Annotated in this window: 16 protein-coding genes and 1 pseudogene; 5 read left to right on the top strand and 12 right to left on the bottom strand. The window is 65.5% G+C overall.

The genetic code is table 11. From position 1 onward, the window contains the following. Positions 1 to 3: 3 nt before the first annotated feature. The 3 genes from C1930_RS15345 to C1930_RS15335 all read right to left on the bottom strand — a co-directional run bounded on the left by C1930_RS15345 (position 4) and on the right by C1930_RS15335 (position 3,163). Positions 4 to 738, bottom strand: coding sequence for a hypothetical protein (locus tag C1930_RS15345; RefSeq protein WP_159093623.1), 735 nt, complete (start codon positions 736 to 738; stop codon positions 4 to 6). Between the two features lie 1,024 nt (positions 739 to 1,762). Beyond that, positions 1,763 to 2,479, bottom strand: a complete 717-nt coding sequence (locus C1930_RS15340) for a hypothetical protein (protein WP_159093622.1) — start codon at positions 2,477 to 2,479, stop codon at positions 1,763 to 1,765. 354 nt (positions 2,480 to 2,833) lie between these two features. Continuing rightward, complete coding sequence (locus C1930_RS15335) at positions 2,834 to 3,163, bottom strand: hypothetical protein (protein WP_108772115.1); 330 nt, start codon at positions 3,161 to 3,163, stop codon at positions 2,834 to 2,836. Between the two features lie 317 nt (positions 3,164 to 3,480). On the opposite strand from C1930_RS15335, the gene C1930_RS15330 reads away from it, so the two are divergent. After that, complete coding sequence (locus C1930_RS15330; RefSeq protein WP_108772114.1) at positions 3,481 to 3,966, top strand: surface-adhesin E family protein; 486 nt, start codon at positions 3,481 to 3,483, stop codon at positions 3,964 to 3,966. Between the two features lie 240 nt (positions 3,967 to 4,206). Here the strand turns inward: C1930_RS15330 and C1930_RS15325 are convergent, their stop codons facing one another. Beyond that, a complete protein-coding gene (locus tag C1930_RS15325; protein ID WP_108772113.1) occupies positions 4,207 to 4,569 on the bottom strand; it encodes a hypothetical protein in 363 nt (120 codons plus the stop codon). 639 nt (positions 4,570 to 5,208) lie between these two features. On the opposite strand from C1930_RS15325, the gene C1930_RS15320 reads away from it, so the two are divergent. Next, positions 5,209 to 6,261 (top strand): acyltransferase, encoded by a 1,053-nt coding sequence (locus tag C1930_RS15320; protein WP_108772112.1) that lies wholly within the window; start codon positions 5,209 to 5,211, stop codon positions 6,259 to 6,261. Positions 6,262 to 6,285: 24 nt separating this feature from the next. Here C1930_RS15320 and yghX read toward each other — a convergent pair whose 3' ends face one another. After that, a complete protein-coding gene (gene yghX / locus C1930_RS15315) occupies positions 6,286 to 7,173 on the bottom strand; it encodes a YghX family hydrolase (RefSeq protein WP_108772111.1) in 888 nt (295 codons plus the stop codon). A 93-nt stretch (positions 7,174 to 7,266) separates the two neighbouring features. Between yghX and C1930_RS20570 the strand changes: the two are divergent. Both C1930_RS20570 and C1930_RS15310 read left to right on the top strand, forming a co-directional pair. Further along, a pseudogene (locus C1930_RS20570) lies at positions 7,267 to 8,094 on the top strand (alpha/beta hydrolase-fold protein); the annotation flags it as partial. Next, entirely contained in the window at positions 8,095 to 8,961 is an 867-nt protein-coding gene (locus C1930_RS15310) for an alpha/beta hydrolase-fold protein (protein ID WP_325051544.1), read from the top strand. A 92-nt stretch (positions 8,962 to 9,053) separates the two neighbouring features. Here the strand turns inward: C1930_RS15310 and C1930_RS15305 are convergent, their stop codons facing one another. Together C1930_RS15305 and C1930_RS15300 are read right to left on the bottom strand one after the other, a co-directional pair. Further along, on the bottom strand, positions 9,054 to 9,476 hold the full coding sequence (locus C1930_RS15305) for a response regulator (protein ID WP_108750836.1): 423 nt from the start codon (positions 9,474 to 9,476) through the stop codon (positions 9,054 to 9,056). An 81-nt stretch (positions 9,477 to 9,557) separates the two neighbouring features. Next, on the bottom strand, positions 9,558 to 10,328 hold the full coding sequence (locus tag C1930_RS15300) for a CPBP family glutamic-type intramembrane protease (RefSeq protein ID WP_108772110.1): 771 nt from the start codon (positions 10,326 to 10,328) through the stop codon (positions 9,558 to 9,560). A gap of 147 nt (positions 10,329 to 10,475) precedes the next feature. Between C1930_RS15300 and C1930_RS15295 the strand changes: the two genes are divergently transcribed. After that, on the top strand, positions 10,476 to 10,796 hold the full coding sequence (locus tag C1930_RS15295) for a zf-TFIIB domain-containing protein (RefSeq protein WP_108753911.1): 321 nt from the start codon (positions 10,476 to 10,478) through the stop codon (positions 10,794 to 10,796). Positions 10,797 to 10,922: 126 nt separating this feature from the next. Here C1930_RS15295 and C1930_RS15290 read toward each other — a convergent pair whose 3' ends face one another. From C1930_RS15290 to recQ, 5 genes are all read right to left on the bottom strand, one after another. Beyond that, positions 10,923 to 11,435, bottom strand: coding sequence for a GNAT family N-acetyltransferase (locus C1930_RS15290; protein ID WP_108772614.1), 513 nt, complete (start codon positions 11,433 to 11,435; stop codon positions 10,923 to 10,925). 68 nt (positions 11,436 to 11,503) lie between these two features. Further along, positions 11,504 to 12,424 (bottom strand): copper resistance protein B, encoded by a 921-nt coding sequence (locus C1930_RS15285; protein ID WP_108772109.1) that lies wholly within the window; start codon positions 12,422 to 12,424, stop codon positions 11,504 to 11,506. Further along, on the bottom strand, positions 12,421 to 14,223 hold the full coding sequence (locus C1930_RS15280; protein WP_108772108.1) for a copper resistance system multicopper oxidase: 1,803 nt from the start codon (positions 14,221 to 14,223) through the stop codon (positions 12,421 to 12,423). The genes C1930_RS15285 and C1930_RS15280 overlap by 4 nt, the downstream gene beginning before the upstream one ends. A gap of 74 nt (positions 14,224 to 14,297) precedes the next feature. Continuing rightward, positions 14,298 to 14,678 (bottom strand): CopL family metal-binding regulatory protein, encoded by a 381-nt coding sequence (locus C1930_RS15275; protein ID WP_108753907.1) that lies wholly within the window; start codon positions 14,676 to 14,678, stop codon positions 14,298 to 14,300. Positions 14,679 to 14,829: 151 nt separating this feature from the next. Beyond that, positions 14,830 to 16,635 carry a DNA helicase RecQ gene (gene recQ / locus C1930_RS15270; protein WP_108753906.1) on the bottom strand — a complete coding sequence of 602 codons (1,806 nt, stop codon included), beginning with the start codon at positions 16,633 to 16,635 and terminating at the stop codon, positions 14,830 to 14,832. Between the last annotated feature and the right edge of the window lie 48 nt (positions 16,636 to 16,683).

Genomic DNA, 16,683 nt, shown 5'->3' with positions numbered 1-16,683 from the left:
GAATTACTGAGTGGAGGTTGTGAACATTCGCGCATTCGCCTCCGATTGGCGTTGGTCACGCTGCATGTTCTGTTTTCCAAGGAGAACCTCTCGCTCGGACAACCATTGGAACACTGTCTGTTCCTCGTCAAGTTCGGGCGAAAGGCCAGCCGCAATACGAATCTCGCGCGAAAGCTGCCCGGCGTTCACGCCGAGCTTTGCGTATTTCAATTGCCTGTGTTCAAAGTACTCATCGTATGGCGACCAGTCGTGTTCCGCGAGATCTGACAGGGCGGATTCAACGTTGCGGAGCTTCGCTGGGAGCGCGTGCAGGCGATCGAGCATCTCGGCTGGCAGAGCAGTCCAAGCAACCTGCAGGTCCGAAAAGTCCAGCTTTGGGGCTTCAACCTGAGCAGATCGGTACTCCTCACCGTCCTCAGTACGGCTAAGTTGCCCCATGGATGTGCCATCGTCACTACTGACAGAGGCACAGTTCGATACGAATGTCTCCAGTACCGCAGAGACAGTTACTGCTAAAAAGAGCAGATCTTCGCGTTGCTTCGCTTCGCGTGCGAGACGCTCCCTCCCGCCCGTGAGGCGTGAGCCCAGCAGGACACCGCCAAGGGCCCCGCCCACCGTTATAATGGCTACGACCACCTTGCCGACCTCGGGGATGGCTTGGCTCAACCAGGGAATGGAGTTGGTTGAGGCTGCCGTACTCGATAGCACCGCCATTACTGCCTGGTGATCCAGCGCCATGCATTTCCCCTTGTTGGCTCTGCGGCATTGGAGGCGTTTGGCCGATGGATGTCAAATCGTGGCCGGCCCCGTTCGCGCGCACTCGTCTCCCCGACACGCCTGCGTACTTCATGGAGTGCTTTTCCTGTACCCCGGCAAAGCACGCCAGCCCAGACGCTGTACGGAGATTTCAGGGGCGATCGGGCCCAGGTTCGCCCTGCGATTCCCCCCCCCGCGCGGACGGGGCAACCGCAGGTCGGCTCGGGCGGCCACGCGGCGAGGTGTCCAAGCCCGAAATTTTAAAGTAACTACAGGAAACAGGTAGCCCCAGCTTGAGAAAATTTAGTGGGTATTCGAAGTTAAGTGGAAAAGTTGAGTTGCCTTTCTGGGTGATTTGAGGTGATTCTTGCTCTGTCGAAAGGCACTGTGATTGATTTATGAGCCGTTTTCTACGGGCCTGAGTTTCCTCTGAGCAAGGTAGTGAGGGTTCCTCAATATTCTCCGGATGTTACCTTTCTGTAATTTATGTAGGCATGTGATTTTCATGGTGTGAATGGCGATTTTGGGGGCGTTTCCTTTTTTCCTCTTTCCCGTGGGACCTCAAGAATTCTAACTATTAACGCTTTGGGCTCCCCGATACCCCTCTTGCAGCCCTTGCTGCACGCTGGCATCCGCCCGCCGATCGTACCCCTCGCGACGCCCAGCCGTATCCTGCCGCCCACGTCGCTCCCTCTCGCCTTCTTCTGGACAACACACACGGCCAGCCGGCCGAAGAGGCGCCGACCGTCGTCGCCTGCGGTGGCGAGAGGGGGCTTGCCCTGTTTCAGCGCGTGGACGATGGCACCTGGGGTCTACTGGATCGGCACCCGAACGGTCCAGGTGGGGCCTGCTCCCCGCTGTAGCAGCTGCGAGCAGGGGGACGCCGGCGCCGAGCTGTGGGTGACCAGGCCGGCCGATCGCCACAAAGCTGACGTCGTCGCAATCAGAGCTTGGCTCGATTCGGTCCGGGCCAGCCGGTTGGCTAAGGCCGACCTGCGCCCGCCTTTCAGCTGGTTGGAGTAGGCGCCTGTCGGGGGCCGGCAACTGCCAGGCCCCTTGCAGCGGTAAGCTGCTCTACTCCAAGCAAAGCCTGCAGCTGCGTCATCACCTTCTGGATACTGTGATTCGTATCGTCTCCGGCCTGCCGCTTGGCAGCCAATTCTTCTTGAGTCAGACCGGTGATTTCGTGGAATAGATCAAATACCTCGTCGATGTAGTTCTCGGGCAGCCGCTGCCTTAGAGCCTTGTTCTCCCACATGGCCATGAGGTTCCCGATGCGGACGAACTTCATCTCGAACTTGTCTAGCTGCTCTGCCAAGTCACGCGCAACCCACAGTCCGTGATCCAGGCGGACTTGCGTTATGTCCGCGATGTTCCTCGTCGCCGGCGTTGGACCTTCGGTAAAAAGGCGCCCGACGACCACGCGGGCAGCGGCGGCGTATGCCTCCGCGAACGAGACGTGCCTGTCGAATAGAACCTTAGCCATGTGTGATTGAGCAGCAACATGGAAGCTGTTGGCACTCTCATCACGCTGGAGCTGGCGCTCGTGCGCTAGGGATTCCCGCACGCGATCTCGCTCCATTTGAGACTGGTGAGCGATCTCATCGCGAAGCACCAAAAGTACTGCGCCGAGAACAGAGCACACTGCAGGTGTCGCCGCGATGGTGCGAAGTAGGGGGGCTGAATCGGGGATCACCAGGGCAACCGCAGTGCTGACGAGCAAGATCAAAAGCAGTACGACCACAGTGCGAGGACGTAAGGCTAGCTCCATTCCAAGCTCCGGAGAAATTTCAGGCGTGAACCGATGATACCAATGGTTTCACGGGCGCTGACAGGAAAAATTCAGTCTGATAAGCTATTGATTATTAGGCTGGATCCGAGTCTATTTTTATCCTCTAGCCGAAGGTTCGAATCCTTCATGGCCCGCCATTGCATCAAAGACTCAGGCGCCCGATGGGCGCCTTTTTCAATGGTAATGAGAAAAGTCCTGCAACCGACTTCCAGCACCAAGCCCAAGCGCCGCGCCGCAGTGCCCGGTAGGCCCGGGCACGTACAGCGTACTTTTCGCCTAATTCGCCTACTTCGCCTCAGCGCGCTTGGCCCGCGCGGCCTCGCGCTCCGCCGCCGCGTGAGCAGCGACGTCGGCCGCCCTGGCCGCAGCTTCCGCTGCGCGCTGGACAGCCATGCGCGCAGCATCGAACTGCACTTGGCGCTGCGCAGCCTGGCGACGCTCCAGTTCCAGCGAAGCCGCGAAGCTCCCCGGGTGCTTGGCGGCGCAGGCCTGCTGCACCAGATTCACCGCGCGATCGGACAGGCCGGGCTGGATGTTGCCGAGCAGGCAGTCGCCGTAGGGCGCGGAAGGGGACGAAGCAGCGGCCAGCGCGGCCATGATCAAGACATTCAACATGTGTACCTCCTTGTAGGGTGCAGATAGAGCGCGTTACGGCCCGGCCGAAGTATGGCCCGCTTTGCGGCGCATGCGGCTACGTCGGCTGGATCTCCGCACACACCTTCTCCGCCAACCCGCGCTCTGAGTCATTTCCGTCGAACGGTTCAAAGATGCGCAGCCCAGATGCCATGCGTGCGTTGACCTGCCTCTGCGCAGATTGAATCTACGGCGCCGCGAAGTCGATAGTCAGCCTATTCAGGCAAGAGTGGAAATCGAGGCGTGATCGAACGGCATACTTGTCCCCCCCCCATGTCGTAGCAAGGAGCAGAAATTACATGACGTTTGTTGAATTGAAACGCGTTGGCGCCATTCTTCTCGCCACGGTGGCCCTGGGCAGTACTTCGGTCCAGGCAGCCGAGAAAGCGGGCGCAACGCAGGGGAATGCAGGCACGCAGGCATCAGCCAGGGCAGACGGAGTCAAATCACCCGAGCGCTGGTATTACCTGGGCAGCAGTGCGTCATCCAAGACCTATATCGACAGGCAGCAGAAGCTGCAACGTGAGGGTGACACTGTCACGCTGTCGATCCGCCAGGTGCTTGATGACGTACCCGACGATCTCAAGGTTCACCCCCGGACCCGCTACATGGATGTGCGATCACGCTATGACTGCAAGAAGCACACCGTGGCCCATCTCTCGAGTCTGGAACTCAGCGCAGACAACGAGTATCTCGGGGGCGAACCCAGGCCGCTCGATCCTGTGCCGGTGCATCCGGGTACACTGAATGCTGCGGTATTGGACGTTGCCTGCTCGGCGGGTTGAGTCCGCGCCAGGCTTCAGCGTTGCGCGGCAAGCCGCCGCGCAACGCCGCTCAAGATCAGTTCAAGGCCCGCCATGATGTCCGCACGGTCATCGTGGCACAGACCCATCCGGCCTGGTAGATCACCAATGTGGCGCGGCCTTTTTCGCGTCTGCACCCTTCCATTGCCTCGCATTCTGTCGAGCTACACATGTGGCCTTCGAGCTCCATGGGGGCTCCAAGGTTGCGGCGATACGCGAGCACTACGCGGGCGGCCGGATCTCTCCACACACCTTCTCCGCCAAGCCGCGCAGGGCCAGGAACAAGCCGTCCACCACACCCTCATCCAGATGCTGCGCAGGCGTACCGCTCTGCCGACAACGCTCGGCAGCATGCAGTACTTCCGCGACCGTCAGCAACCCAACGGCGGCACGTTCTGTCCGCGCCAGCGCCTGCTGTCGACCGGGCGGCAATCCGGTTTCCGGCCACGGCTGTCCATCTGCGGCATCGCCACGGCGAATGCCCTTCAAGCATCCCCAGACGGTGCTGAGTTCGGGGGCGGGGTTGTCATCGTCATTCACGCTGTCGTGGTGGGCGTACAGCGGATGCGGCGGAGGTAGGGTCATGTCGGCGTCCTCGGCAAAAGCGCAGGCGTGCCACCGCGCAGGGCGGGTGGCGGGCGGTGCGTGGCTGCAAGCCGGAATGACATCACGCTAGTAACCGGCGGGTTCGAAAACCCCCACGCACCGCCCACCATGAAGGCCGACGGATCACCCGCCGGCACCATCCACAGACGGTGCCGACGGGCGAGCGTAAACAACAGCGTGATTGTCATTCCGGGCTTGCAGGCCCGGTGCCACCCGTTGTCGGTGGCGCTGCATGTTGGTTACGCCTGCGCTTGGGTTTCAATCAGAATTGTCTGAAACAGCCTTCCAACCCCAAGGCGCACCTGCATTGTCACCACTGCAGGCGGCGCAGCACACGACAGCACGGGACGTATCTGCTCCAACGTCTGGCGGAACACGCCCAAACCTGTCGCAAAGCGCGAAGTCGCCTGCGTCTGCTGTGAGCGACTTCCACCATCAACACGGAACGCGTGCCTGCGCCCCACGCCGAAGTTCGGTGCAGATGCGACATTGAGCGCTCGCCAAACGCGACAGCGGCATTCACAGGGCCCGGCCTGTGACCCAAATCACAAAGAGAAGCACTGGAAATCCGCGGCGCTCGCGCGTTGCTACCATGCCCCGAACGCCGGGGAGGGCGGGATGGACAAGCTGGTCAGCATTCAGTGGCTGCGGGGAGCGGCTGCGGTCGCCGTGGTGTGGTTCCACGCCATGTTCCTGGTGTCGAACAACGGGCTGCAGGCCTATCAGGTCCAGTACGGCGATATCCGCCAGATCGGCGCCATCGGCGTGGACGTGTTCTTCGTCATCAGCGGTTTCATCGTCTCGATCTCGGCCACCCGGGCACGGAGCGTCCGCGCGTTCATTGGCAACCGGTTCTGGCGAATCTGGCCGCTCTATGCCATCGCCACACTGCTGTACCTGCTGGTCCGGCCGGATCGCCTGGACCCCGGCGCTCTGGCATTGTCCCTGCTGTTCGTGCAGCCGCTGGGCAGCGCCACGACCGTGCCGACGCTGCCGCCGGGCTGGACGTTGCTGTTCGAGGCCGCGTTCTATGCCGTGATCGCACTGGCCCTATGCTGGCGCTCGGCGCGCCCGCTGCACGAACGCATTGCCATCGCCATCGTGCTGCTGGTGCTGCTCGGTTCGGCGTACGGCTTCAGCCGGCCGCTGAACATCGTGGGCAACCCGATCATGCTGGAGTTCCTGCTGGGCGTCCTGATCGGCAGGGTGTGGGCCAGCGGCTACCGGCTGCCTGCCTGGCTGGCCACCGCGATGTTCGCGGCGGGCACCTTCTTCATCCTGCGCGATGCGATGCATGGCATGTACTGGGACTGGAAGGCCGAATCGACGCTGGATGCCAGCCTGAGCTGGCAGCGTTTCCGCATGTGGGGGCTGTATGCCGGCCTGATAGTGTGTTCCGCCGCCCTGCGTGCGCCGGTCCCGCAGGGCACCGGCAAACCGATGACCCTGCTGGGCGATGCGTCCTATTCGATCTACCTGTTCCACATGCACGTGCTGGACCTGCTGGTGCACCGGCTCGACCTGTTCGGCACGCTCAGCCCCGACGCCATCATCCTGGCGGCAACGGCGTGCGCCACGCTGGTGGGCGTGCTGGCCCATTGGGTTCTGGAACGGCCGCTGATGCGGCTGGCCACGCACTGGCGGGCGCGGGCGCCAAACCCGACAGGCTGACACGCCTGCCGGTCACTCACCCGCTCACGCCAGATAACGCTGGAACCACGCCAGCGTGCGCTCCCATGCCAGATCTGCCGCAGCCTTGTCGTAGCGCGGTGTCGAATCGTTGTGGAAGCCGTGGTTGGTGCCCGGGTACACATACGCCTGGTAATGCGTGCCGGCCTGTTTCAGTGCGGCCTCGTACGCCGGCCACGTGGCATTGACGTTGTCATCCTTCTCGGCGAAGTGCAGCAGCAGCGGCGCCTTGATGCGTGGCACGTCCTTCGGGTCGGCCTGGCGCCCGTAGAACGGCACCGCCGCGTCCAGTTCCGGGTAGGCCACCGCCGCCGCATTGCTGACGCCGCCGCCATAGCAGAAACCGGTAATGCCGACCTTGCCGCTGGCCTGTGCATGCGCGCGCAGATATTCGATGGCCGCGAAGAAATCGTTCATCAGTTTCTGCGGATCAACCTGCTTCTGCAGTTCGCGGCCGCGATCATCATTGCCCGGATAACCGCCAACCGAACTCAGGCCATCCGGTGCCAGTGCGATATAGCCGGCCTTGGCCACGCGGCGCGCCACGTCTTCGACATAGGGGTTCAAGCCACGGTTCTCGTGCACCACCACCACCGCGGGCAGGCGCTTTTCCAGCTTGGCCGGGCGCACGAAATAGCCGCGCACCTGGCCATGCCCGTTGGGCGAGGGGTAGCTGAGGTATTCGGCGTGGATATCGGGATCGGTGAAGGACACCTGCTGCGCCAGCGCGTAGTCGGGCGTGAGCGCGGCCAGCAGCGTGCCGGCGGTGACACCAGCCACGGCGAAGGCCGCGGCGCGATCCAGGAAATCGCGTCGGCTCATGCGCCCATGGACGTAACCGTCGTACAGCTCCAGCAGTTCGGCGGGAAAGTCCTTGGCGGTCAGTCGGGTCATGCGGGCACTCCAGGCGCAGGGGCGAACGCCGAATCTAGCACTGTCCTGCCGCAGGCCGTTATGCTCGAAGAATTTCCGGTGAAGGATTCCACCATGCGGTTGTTCGTGCTTCCGTTCCTGCTTCTGGCCGCCTGTGCCGCACCGCTGCACGCGGCCGAACCGGCGGCGCCCGCGCAGTCGGCCGCCGCCGCGCCGTTGGCCATCGGCGAAACTTTCACGATCGAATCGAAGGCGCTGGGCGAAACCCGCCGCATCAACGTCTACCGGCCGCAGCCCTGGGGGCTGGACCCGAAGACGCCGCTGCCGGTGTTGTACATGCCCGACGGTGGCATCGGCGAAGACTTCCTGCACGTGGCGGGGCTGGTGCAGGTGCTGACCGGCAACGGCAGCATGCGCCCGTTCCTGTTGGTGGGCATCGAAAACACCGAGCGCCGCCGCGACATGACCGGCCCCAGCAGCGACCCGCAGGACCAGAAGATTGCCCCGCGCATTGGCGGTTCTGCGGCCTACCGCAGCTTCCTGCGCGACGAACTGATGCCGCAGGTGCGCCAGCGCTACGCCACCACCGACGAACGCGCGCTGATGGGTGAATCGCTGGCCGGCCTGTTCGTGGTCGAAACGCTGCTGCAGGAGCCGGGGCTGTTCAACAGCTATATCGCGCTGGACCCCAGCCTGTGGTGGAACAAGGGCGCGTTGCTGGCGGCGGCGCCGAAGCGCTTGCCGGCCGTGGCCAAGACGGGCCCGCGCGTGTTCCTGGCCAGCAGTGGCCAGCCGGAACTGGCCGATGCCAGCGCCAAACTCGCCGCGCTGCTGCAGCAGGCCTCGCCGTCGCTGCTGGTGAGGTACCAGCCGCTGCCGGATGAAACCCACGCCACGATGTACCACCCGGCCGCGCTGCAGGCACTGCGCACCTTGTTCCCGCTGCCCGCCGCAGCGCCGGCCGTTGCCGAAGCCGCGCCGGCGCAGCCGTATGTAGCGCTGCCCGATACCCAGACGCTGCGTGTGCACGATCCGGCGGGCCGCGATTATCCCATCTGGGTGGCTCTGCCGGCCGGCTATGCCGAACACCCGCAGAAGCGCTATCCGGTGCTGTACGTGACCGATGCGCTGTACAGCTTCCCGCTGGTGCGCAGCGTGCGCAACCTGGTGGGGCAGCAGGGGCAAAACATCGAGGACTTCATCCTGGTCGGGTTGCCGCCGCAGGAAGGCCTGACGTCCAAGCAGAGCCGCTCGCGCGACTACACACCCAGCAACCCGGCGCGCATTCCTGCCGACTACTACAGCAGTGATGTGACCTACGGCGGCGCCCTGCATTACCGCGATTTCCTGGCCAGGCAGGTGCTGCCGCTGGTCGATGCGCGCTACCGCACCGATGCGGCCCGACGCACGTTCGCCGGCCATTCCTATGGCGCCCTGTTCGGCGCCTATGTGCTGACCACCCAGCCGGACCTGTTCAGCACCTACATCCTGTCCAGCCCCTCGCTGTGGTTCGACCAGGGGCTGCTGCCGCGCCTGCAGGACGCCGCTGTCATACCCGCGCGACCGACCCGCGTGCTGCTGTCGGTCGGCGGCTACGAAACCATCAAGCCTGGCCCGCGCTATTCCACCGGCAATGACATGCTGCGGCAGGCGGCCGATTTCACCACCCAGCTGCAGCGCCCTGGCCGCAACCTGCAGGTGGATAACGTGGTGATCGATGGTGAAGACCATCTGACCGTGTACCCGCGGGTGATCACCCGTGCGCTGTTGGACGTGCTGCCGGGGGAGGGGCCTTACACCGGTGGCTGACGGTTGCCGCCATCCACGCATGGCGTGGATCTACTGACGGCGGAGCCGTGGCGTGGATGCAGGTAGATCCACGCCATGCGTGGATGAATGCCTTACGCCGCCTGCGCGTCCGGCCCGGTCAGCACGCCGGCATCGGCGTGGCGGAAGCACAGCCGGATCGCGTCCAGCAGCTCGCTCATGTTGTACGGCTTGGGCAGGAAATGAATGCCTGCGCGCAGCTGCGGCAGCACGCTGTGCTGGTCCATGCCTGAGGTGACCAGGATCGGCAGCTGCGGGTACAGCCCGCGCACCTGGTTGGCGGCCTCGATGCCACTGACCCGGCCCAGGTTGACGTCGGTGAACAGCAGATCGAAGCGTTCACCGGCGGCGAGCAGGCCCAGCGCGGCCTCGGCGCTGCTGACGCCCACCACGTGGCAGGCCTGGCTTTCCAGCGCCATGCGGCTCAGCTCGCGGGTTTCTTCGGCATCCTCGATCAGCAGGACGCGCGGTTCAACGTGGCGCTTGGACAGCAACATGACGCGACAACTCCGGACAGCAGCGGTGAAAAGGCGCGCAAGTATGCTCGACCGTAGGGTGATATCCATGTGCAGGACGGGCTAAGACAACGTTACAGCGCGTCTGCGGCGTGCGTGCAGGCCCAATACGGCCACGGCCAGCAGGGCGGTGCCGACGCGCAGGCTGGTGGCCTGCCAGCCCAGCGCCATCGCATCGTCCAGGCTGAACACATTCCAGGCCAGGTTCATCGAAACGTGCAGGGCCAGACCGCACCACAGGGTGTTGCCGTCCAGATGGTCGAGCCAGGCGAAGATGAACCCGCCGAACGCGATGACCACCCCGACGAACACGGCGGTGGTGCCGCCGCCGAAACCGCCGAACCCCAGCCAGTGCACCAGCCCGAACAGCAGCGCCTGCGGCAGCGCCAGCAGCGCCCAAGGGCCGCGCACGATCTTTACCAGCAGCACGAAGCCGAGCCCGCGGAACAGCACTTCCTCGGCCAGCGGAAACAACACGGCCAGCATCGTGGCGTCCACTGCGGTCAGCGCGGTGTTGGGTGTGCCCAGTGCGCCCAGACCCAGCCAGCACGTGAGACTGGCCAGCAACACCCAGAGCGGGCCGCGCCCGCCGTTCCAGCGCAGGCCCAGGCTGGCCGCCAGCCCCATGCCACGGGGGCGCAGCAGGGCCGCCAGCAGCAGCGCCACCAGCACCGCCAAGGCGTTGTCGAGCAGGCTGCCGCCATACGGAATGGGCAAGGCGGGGATGGGAAGGCCCGCTGCCGCACTGAGGTCACGCAGGTTCAGGCCGAGGCCGACGCCCAGCAGCACCAGCAACAGGCGGCCGGCTGCGGGCAGGTGGAAAGCGGGGTTCATGCGCGCGCTCCTTGCGGGATGAACCTGCAGTGTGTGTGGCCAGCCACGCGTGCGCGCGCCCCGTTAGTCCCTGTGCCATCGGTCATGTTGCCGAACAGTCATCGATAGACAGGTACAGTCAAGGACAGACTGAAAGGAGCGACGCCCATGCAGTGCCCCGTGTGTACCACCCAGACCCTGCAGATGGCCGAGCGCCATGGCATTGAAATCGACTACTGCCCCAGTTGCCGCGGCGTGTGGCTGGACCGTGGTGAACTGGACAAGATCATCGAGCGGGCCGGCGCTGCTGCGGGCGCTGCCGTGCCGCCGCCGGCACCGGTGCAGGCGCAGCCGCAGGTGGCCGCGCAGGTGGTGCATCGTGATACCCGCCATCTGGGCCAGCGCTATGAAGACAGCCGCGGGCAGCATGGCCAGGGTTACAAGAAAAAGAAGAAGGAAAGCTTCCTGTCGGAGCTGTTTGATTTCTGAGAATGCTGGGTAGAGTCGAGCTTGCTCGACTGCAGGGAAAGCAGTCGAGCAAGCTCGACTCTACAAAGAGCGGAAAGGCGAGAAGCAGTCGAGCAAGCTCGACTCTACGAGAGCACGCGGTCGGCGTTACGGGCGGCGCAGGATGTGTTCGCGGTCGTGGGTGCTGCCGACGATGAAGTCGTACTCGCCGGCTTTTTCGCAGCCGTAGCGTGCGTAGAAGCGCTGGGCGGCGAGGTTTTCTTCCCACACGCCTACCCACAGGGTGCGGCGTTGCGGCTGGTCCAGCCAGGCGATGAAGGCGTCCATCAGGCGCGCGCCGTGGCCGTGGTTGTGGTGCGCGGCCAGGATGTACAGGCGCTTCAGTTCAATATCGCCATCGCGCGCTTCGGCGTGCGGCAGGGTGTTGGCGCCGGCCGCCAGATAGCCGACCACCTGTTCGCCGTCCAGCAGCAACCAGACGGCGCTGCGCGGGTCGCACAGTTCCTCGCGCTGCGGCGCCAGGCCGTAGTGTTCCTGCAGGAAGACGTCCAGTTCCTGCGGCGGGTACGAGTCGCCCCAGGTTTCGGTGTACGTGGCAATGGCAATGGCCGAAAGCGCTTCGGCATCGGCCAGGGTGGCGCGGCGGATCTGCAGGGACATGGTGGTGGCAGTGTTCAAGCGTGGCGCAGTGTAGCCGGCCCCGGCGCGAACCGGGGCCTTGCAGTGCCTTAGAACCACATGCGCACGCCGGCGACCCAGCGCGTGTCGCGCGCATGGTCGCCGGCATGGTCGGCGGCATCACCGAAGCTGCGCTCGTGGCTGATGCCGATGTACGGCGCGAAGCGGCGGTTGAACTCGTAGCGCAGGCGCAGGCCGGCCTCGACCTTGTTCAGGCCCTGGCCGATGCCGTGCTCCGGTTCGTCCTTGGCCGCCAGCGTGGCTTCCACCAGCGGTTGCAGGATCAGCCGGTTGGTCAGCAGTACGTCGTACTCCACTTCGGCCTTGGCCAGCACTTGCCCGCCGGAACCCAGGTACAGCGTGGCCGAGCTTTCGAACTTGTACGGCGCCAGGCCCTGGATGCCGATCGCCGCCCAGGTGCGCGAATCGGCGGGGCGGAAATCCTGGCGGACGCCGACCAGCACGTCCCACCACGGCGAGACGCTGCGGCCGTACAGTGCTTCCAGCGATGAGGATTCGGTGCGGCCGCCACTGCGTTCACCATCGCTGCGCAGCCACAGGCGGTTGATGTCGCCGCCGATCCAGCCACTGGCTTCCCAGGCCTGGCCCTTGCCGTCCTGGCCATCCCAATGTTCCAGGCGGTCGATCAGCAGCAGGCTGTTGATCTGCGGCGCATGTTCCATCGCATCGTGATTGATGGCCGGGAAGGCCGCGGCGCGGTCAGCGTCGGTCGGCACCGGGATGGGGTCGCGGGGTTCGCTGGGCGCAGGCATGGCGTGGCCCATCGCGGCGTGGTCCATCTGCGCGTGGTCCATCTTCGAATGGTCCATTTTTGAATGGTCCATCTTCGAATGATCGACCGGTGCCGTTGCGGGCATGGCCATGTCATGACCGGCGTGCGACTGCGCGAAGGCGGGCAGGGCAGTGGCCAGGCCCACGGCCAACAGACTGCGGGAGACGAGGCGGCTCATTCTTCGATCCTCACTTCGCGCATCATGCCCGCTTCCATGTGGTACAGCAGATGGCAGTGGTAGGCCCAGCGGCCCAGTGCATCGGCACGGACGCGGTAGCTGCGGCGGGTGCCAGGCGGCATGTCCACGGTGTGCTTGCGCACCTGGAACTCACCGGCGGCGTTTTCCACATCGCTCCACACACCGTGCAGGTGGATCGGGTGCTGCATCATGGTGTCGTTCACCAGCACGATGCGCATGCGCTCGCCGTAGTTCAGCCGCAGCGGTTCGGCACTGGCGAAGGGAACGCCGTCGAACGACCAGGCGAATTTCTCCATGTGCCCGGTCAGGTGCAGCTCGATCTCGCGGCCGGGCTCGCGGCCATCCGGGTCGTCGAACAGGCTGTGCATTGCACCGTAGGTCAGTACCTGGCGGCCGTTGTCGCGCAGGCCGATGCCAGGGTCATCCAGCTTGGGTTCGGTGGCGCCGCTGCGCATGTCCACCAGCGGGCTGGCCAGTTCGCTGGCCGAATGCTTCGGCGCCTTGCTCGCCGCAGCGGTGCCATGCGCGCTGTGGTCCATGTGGGCGCCGCAGCCGCCTTCCATGCTTTTCATGGCCGCCATGTCATGCCCGTCGTGGCCCGCCATGTCATGCCCCATGTCGCTCATCGTCAGCAGCGGGCGCGGGTCGCGCTGCGGAATTGGCGCCTGCAGGCCATGACGCACGGCCAGGGTGCCGGCGGCAAAGCCGGTGCGGCCCATGTCCTGGCAGAAAATGGTGAAGGCGTCCTGGCCGCTGGGTTCCACCAGCACGTCGTAGGTCTCGGCCGGGGCAATGCGGAATTCATCGATGCTGACCGGGTGGATGTACTGGCCATCGGCGGCCACCACGGTCATCTTCAGGCCGGGAATGCGCACGTCGAAATAGGTCATCGAGGCGCCGTTGATGAAGCGCAGCAGCACCTTTTCGCCACTGCGGAACAGCCCGGTCCAGTTGCCGGCCGGCGCCGTGCCGTTCATCAGGTAGGTGTAGGTGTGCGCATTGACGTCGGAAATGTCAGTGGGGGTCATGCGCATGCGGCCCCACATGCCGCGGTCGGACAGCGCCGCCGACCAGCCGTCGCGGCGCACGTCGCGCACGAAGTCGGGCAGGGTGCGCTTGTAGTAGTTGTCATGCTCGGCCAGCTTCTTCATGCGCCGGAACAGCGCGCCCGGGTCCATGTCGGTCCAGTCCGAGAGCAGGATCACGTGCTCGCGGTCGTGCTGGTAGGGCGCCGGTTCGGCCGGGTCAATGATCAGCGCGCCGTACAGGCCGGCCTGTTCCTGGAACATCGAATGGCTGTGGTACCAGTAGGTGCCCGACTGCTTCAGCTGGAAGTGGTAGTGGTAGGTCTCGCCGGGGCCGATGCCGTTGAAGCTCAGGCCAGGCACGCCGTCCATGTTGGCCGGCAGCAGGATGCCGTGCCAGTGGATGGAGGTGGGGTGGCGCTCCAGCGTGTTGCGCACGAACAGGTCCACGGTCTGGCCTTCGCGCCAGCGCAGGATCGGCGCCGGCAGCGAGCCGTTCACGGTGATCGCCGGGCGGGTGCGGCCGGTGAAGTTGGCCAGCGATTCGCCGATGGCCAGTTCGACGCGGGTGTCGGTGAGCACGGCCGGTGCGCCGGCCAGGCGCGGCGTGGCGCTGGCAGCGGCAAGCGCGCGCTGCGGCACGCCGATGGCGGTGGCGCCAGCGACCACGCCGCCAGCGGCCAGGCCCTGTACGAACAGGCGGCGCGACGGCATGGGCAGGGCGCCCGGGCCGGGGGGAATACGGGTATTCATGGGTGACTCCGGAACACGGGTACGACCGGCACGGGGCCGGCAGCGAAGCGCGATGCGCCCGCAGGCGCGCGGAATCAGCCGATGGGAGGGCGTGAGAGGGGCGGCAGCGGCGGCGCGGGACGGCCGCTGGCGTGCACCGGCGGCGGTGCCAGCGACCAGGCCGGGCCGACCGGCAGGGCCAGCGGCTGCACGGCCAGAAGGGGCTGCTGGGCACAGCTGCGCACGCAGTCCTTCATCTGGCAGTGGCTGTCGTGGGCCGGGGCCTGGGCTTCCGGGGCCGGTTCGGCCTGCATGCCCGCATGGTGGTGGCAGTCGGGTTCATCTGCCGCCGCGCTGGCGCTGTCATGCGCCATCGGGCCCATCTGCGCGTGCCCACTGGCCATGGCCGCGTTCACCCCGTTGAGCAACAGGCTGAGCATGAGCACGACACGCAGCAGGGTGGAGGCGACGGACATGGGCATCAATCTAACGGCAAGCGGGGCGCGATGCACTTCTTGCTGAATGGCGTGTTCAAGGTTGGAGCAGGGCGAGGGTGGCGTCGAGCACCGCGGCGAGGGTAGCGCCGGGCCACGCCCGGCGAGCGCGATGCGCGCCAACGCCGAACGCCTAGCCTTCCTCGCGCACGATCTCCACCAGGCGCGGGCCGTAGCGGCTGAGCTTGGTGCCGCCGATGCCGCCCACCCGGGCCAGTTCATCCAGCGAGGTCGGGCGCTGTTCGGCAATGTTGCGCAGGGTGCTGTCGTGGAAGATCACGAAGGCCGGCACGTTCTGTTCGCGGGCCAGTTCGGCACGCAGGCCGCGCAGGGCGTTGAACAGGGCCAGATCCTGCGGCAGCACCGACAGGCCGGTACGCTGCGCGCTGCGCTCGCGGCCTGCGGTGGCGCTGGCGGCATCGCGGCGCATGCTGATCTGGCGGCGCCCGGTCAGCACTGCGCGGCTGGCGTCGGTCAGGCGCAGGCCGCCATGGCCCTCGCTGTCCACTTCCAGCAGGCTGGCCGCCACCAGTTGCCGGAACACGCTGCGCCAGGTGCGCGCATCCAGGTCGCGGCCGATGGCGTAGGTGCTCAGCTTGTCGTGGCCCTGCTGCTTGATCTTCTCGTTCTCGCTGCCACGCAGGATATCGATCAGGTGGCCCACGCCGAAGCGCTGGCCGCTGCGGTACACGCAGCTCAGGGCCTTCTGCGCGGGAATGGTGGCGTCCCAGGCGGCCGGCGGGGTCAGGCAGTTGTCACAGTTGCCGCAGGGTTGCGGATAGGTTTCGCCGAAACCGGCCAGCAGCACCTGGCGGCGGCACTGCATGGATTCGCAGTAGCCCAGCAGATGGTCCAGCTTGGACCGTTCCAGCTGCTTGCGCTCTTCGCTGGCTTCGGACTGCTCGATCATCTGCTTCAGCAGCACCACATCGCCCAGGCCGTAGCACAGCCAGGCCTCGGCGGCCTCGCCATCGCGGCCGGCGCGGCCGGTTTCCTGGTAGTAGCCTTCCATCGATTTGGGCAGGTCGGTATGCGCCACGAAGCGCACATCCGGCTTGTCGATGCCCATGCCGAAGGCGATGGTCGCGCACATGACAATGCCGTCTTCGCGCAGGAAGCGGCGCTGGTTGTTGGCGCGCACTTCCGGCGGCAGGCCGGCGTGGTAGGGCAGGGCATTGAAGCCCTGGCCGCAGAGGAATTCGGCGGTCTCTTCCACCTTGCGCCGCGACATGCAGTAGACGATGCCGGCCTCGCTGCGGTGGCCGCGCAGGAAATCGGTCAGCTGCTTGCGCGCGTTGTCCTTCTGCACCACGGTGTAGCGGATGTTGGGGCGGTCGAAGGAGCTGACGAAGTGGCGGGCCTGGGCCAGGTCCAGGCGCTCGGCGATCTCGCGCTGGGTGGGCGGATCGGCGGTGGCGGTCAGGGCGATGCGCGGAATGTCCGGCCAGCGCTCGTGCAGCACCGTCAACTGGCGGTATTCGGGGCGGAAATCGTGGCCCCACTGCGACACACAGTGCGCTTCGTCGATGGCGAACAGCGCGATGTGGCTGCGCGAGAGCAGGGACAGGAAGCGGCCGGTCAGCAGGCGCTCGGGGGCGACATAGAGCATGTCCAGTTCGCCGGCCAGCAGTTCGCGTTCGACCCGGGCGGCGGTTTCGCCATCCAGGGTGGAATTCAGGTATTCGGCGCGCACGCCGAGCTGGCGCAGGGCTTCGACCTGGTCCTGCATGAGGGCGATGAGCGGGGAGATGACGATGCCGCAACCGTCACGCAGCAGGGCCGGGACCTGGTAGCAGAGCGACTTGCCGCCGCCGGTGGGCATCAGCACCAGGGCGTCGTGGCCGGCAGCCACATGCTCCACGATGTCCTGCTGGGGACCACGGAAATCGTCGTAACCAAAGACGCGTTGGAGCAGATCGTGCGCGGGACGGGAAGCCATCCGCCTAGTTTACCCCGGCGGGGGTGGTAGGGGTTCGGCAGGGCTGCG

Origin of the sequence: Stenotrophomonas sp. SAU14A_NAIMI4_8 (genome assembly GCF_003086695.1) — a bacterium.
GTDB lineage: Bacteria > Pseudomonadota > Gammaproteobacteria > Xanthomonadales > Xanthomonadaceae > Stenotrophomonas.
This window is presented reverse-complemented; position numbering and strand designations above follow the sequence as displayed.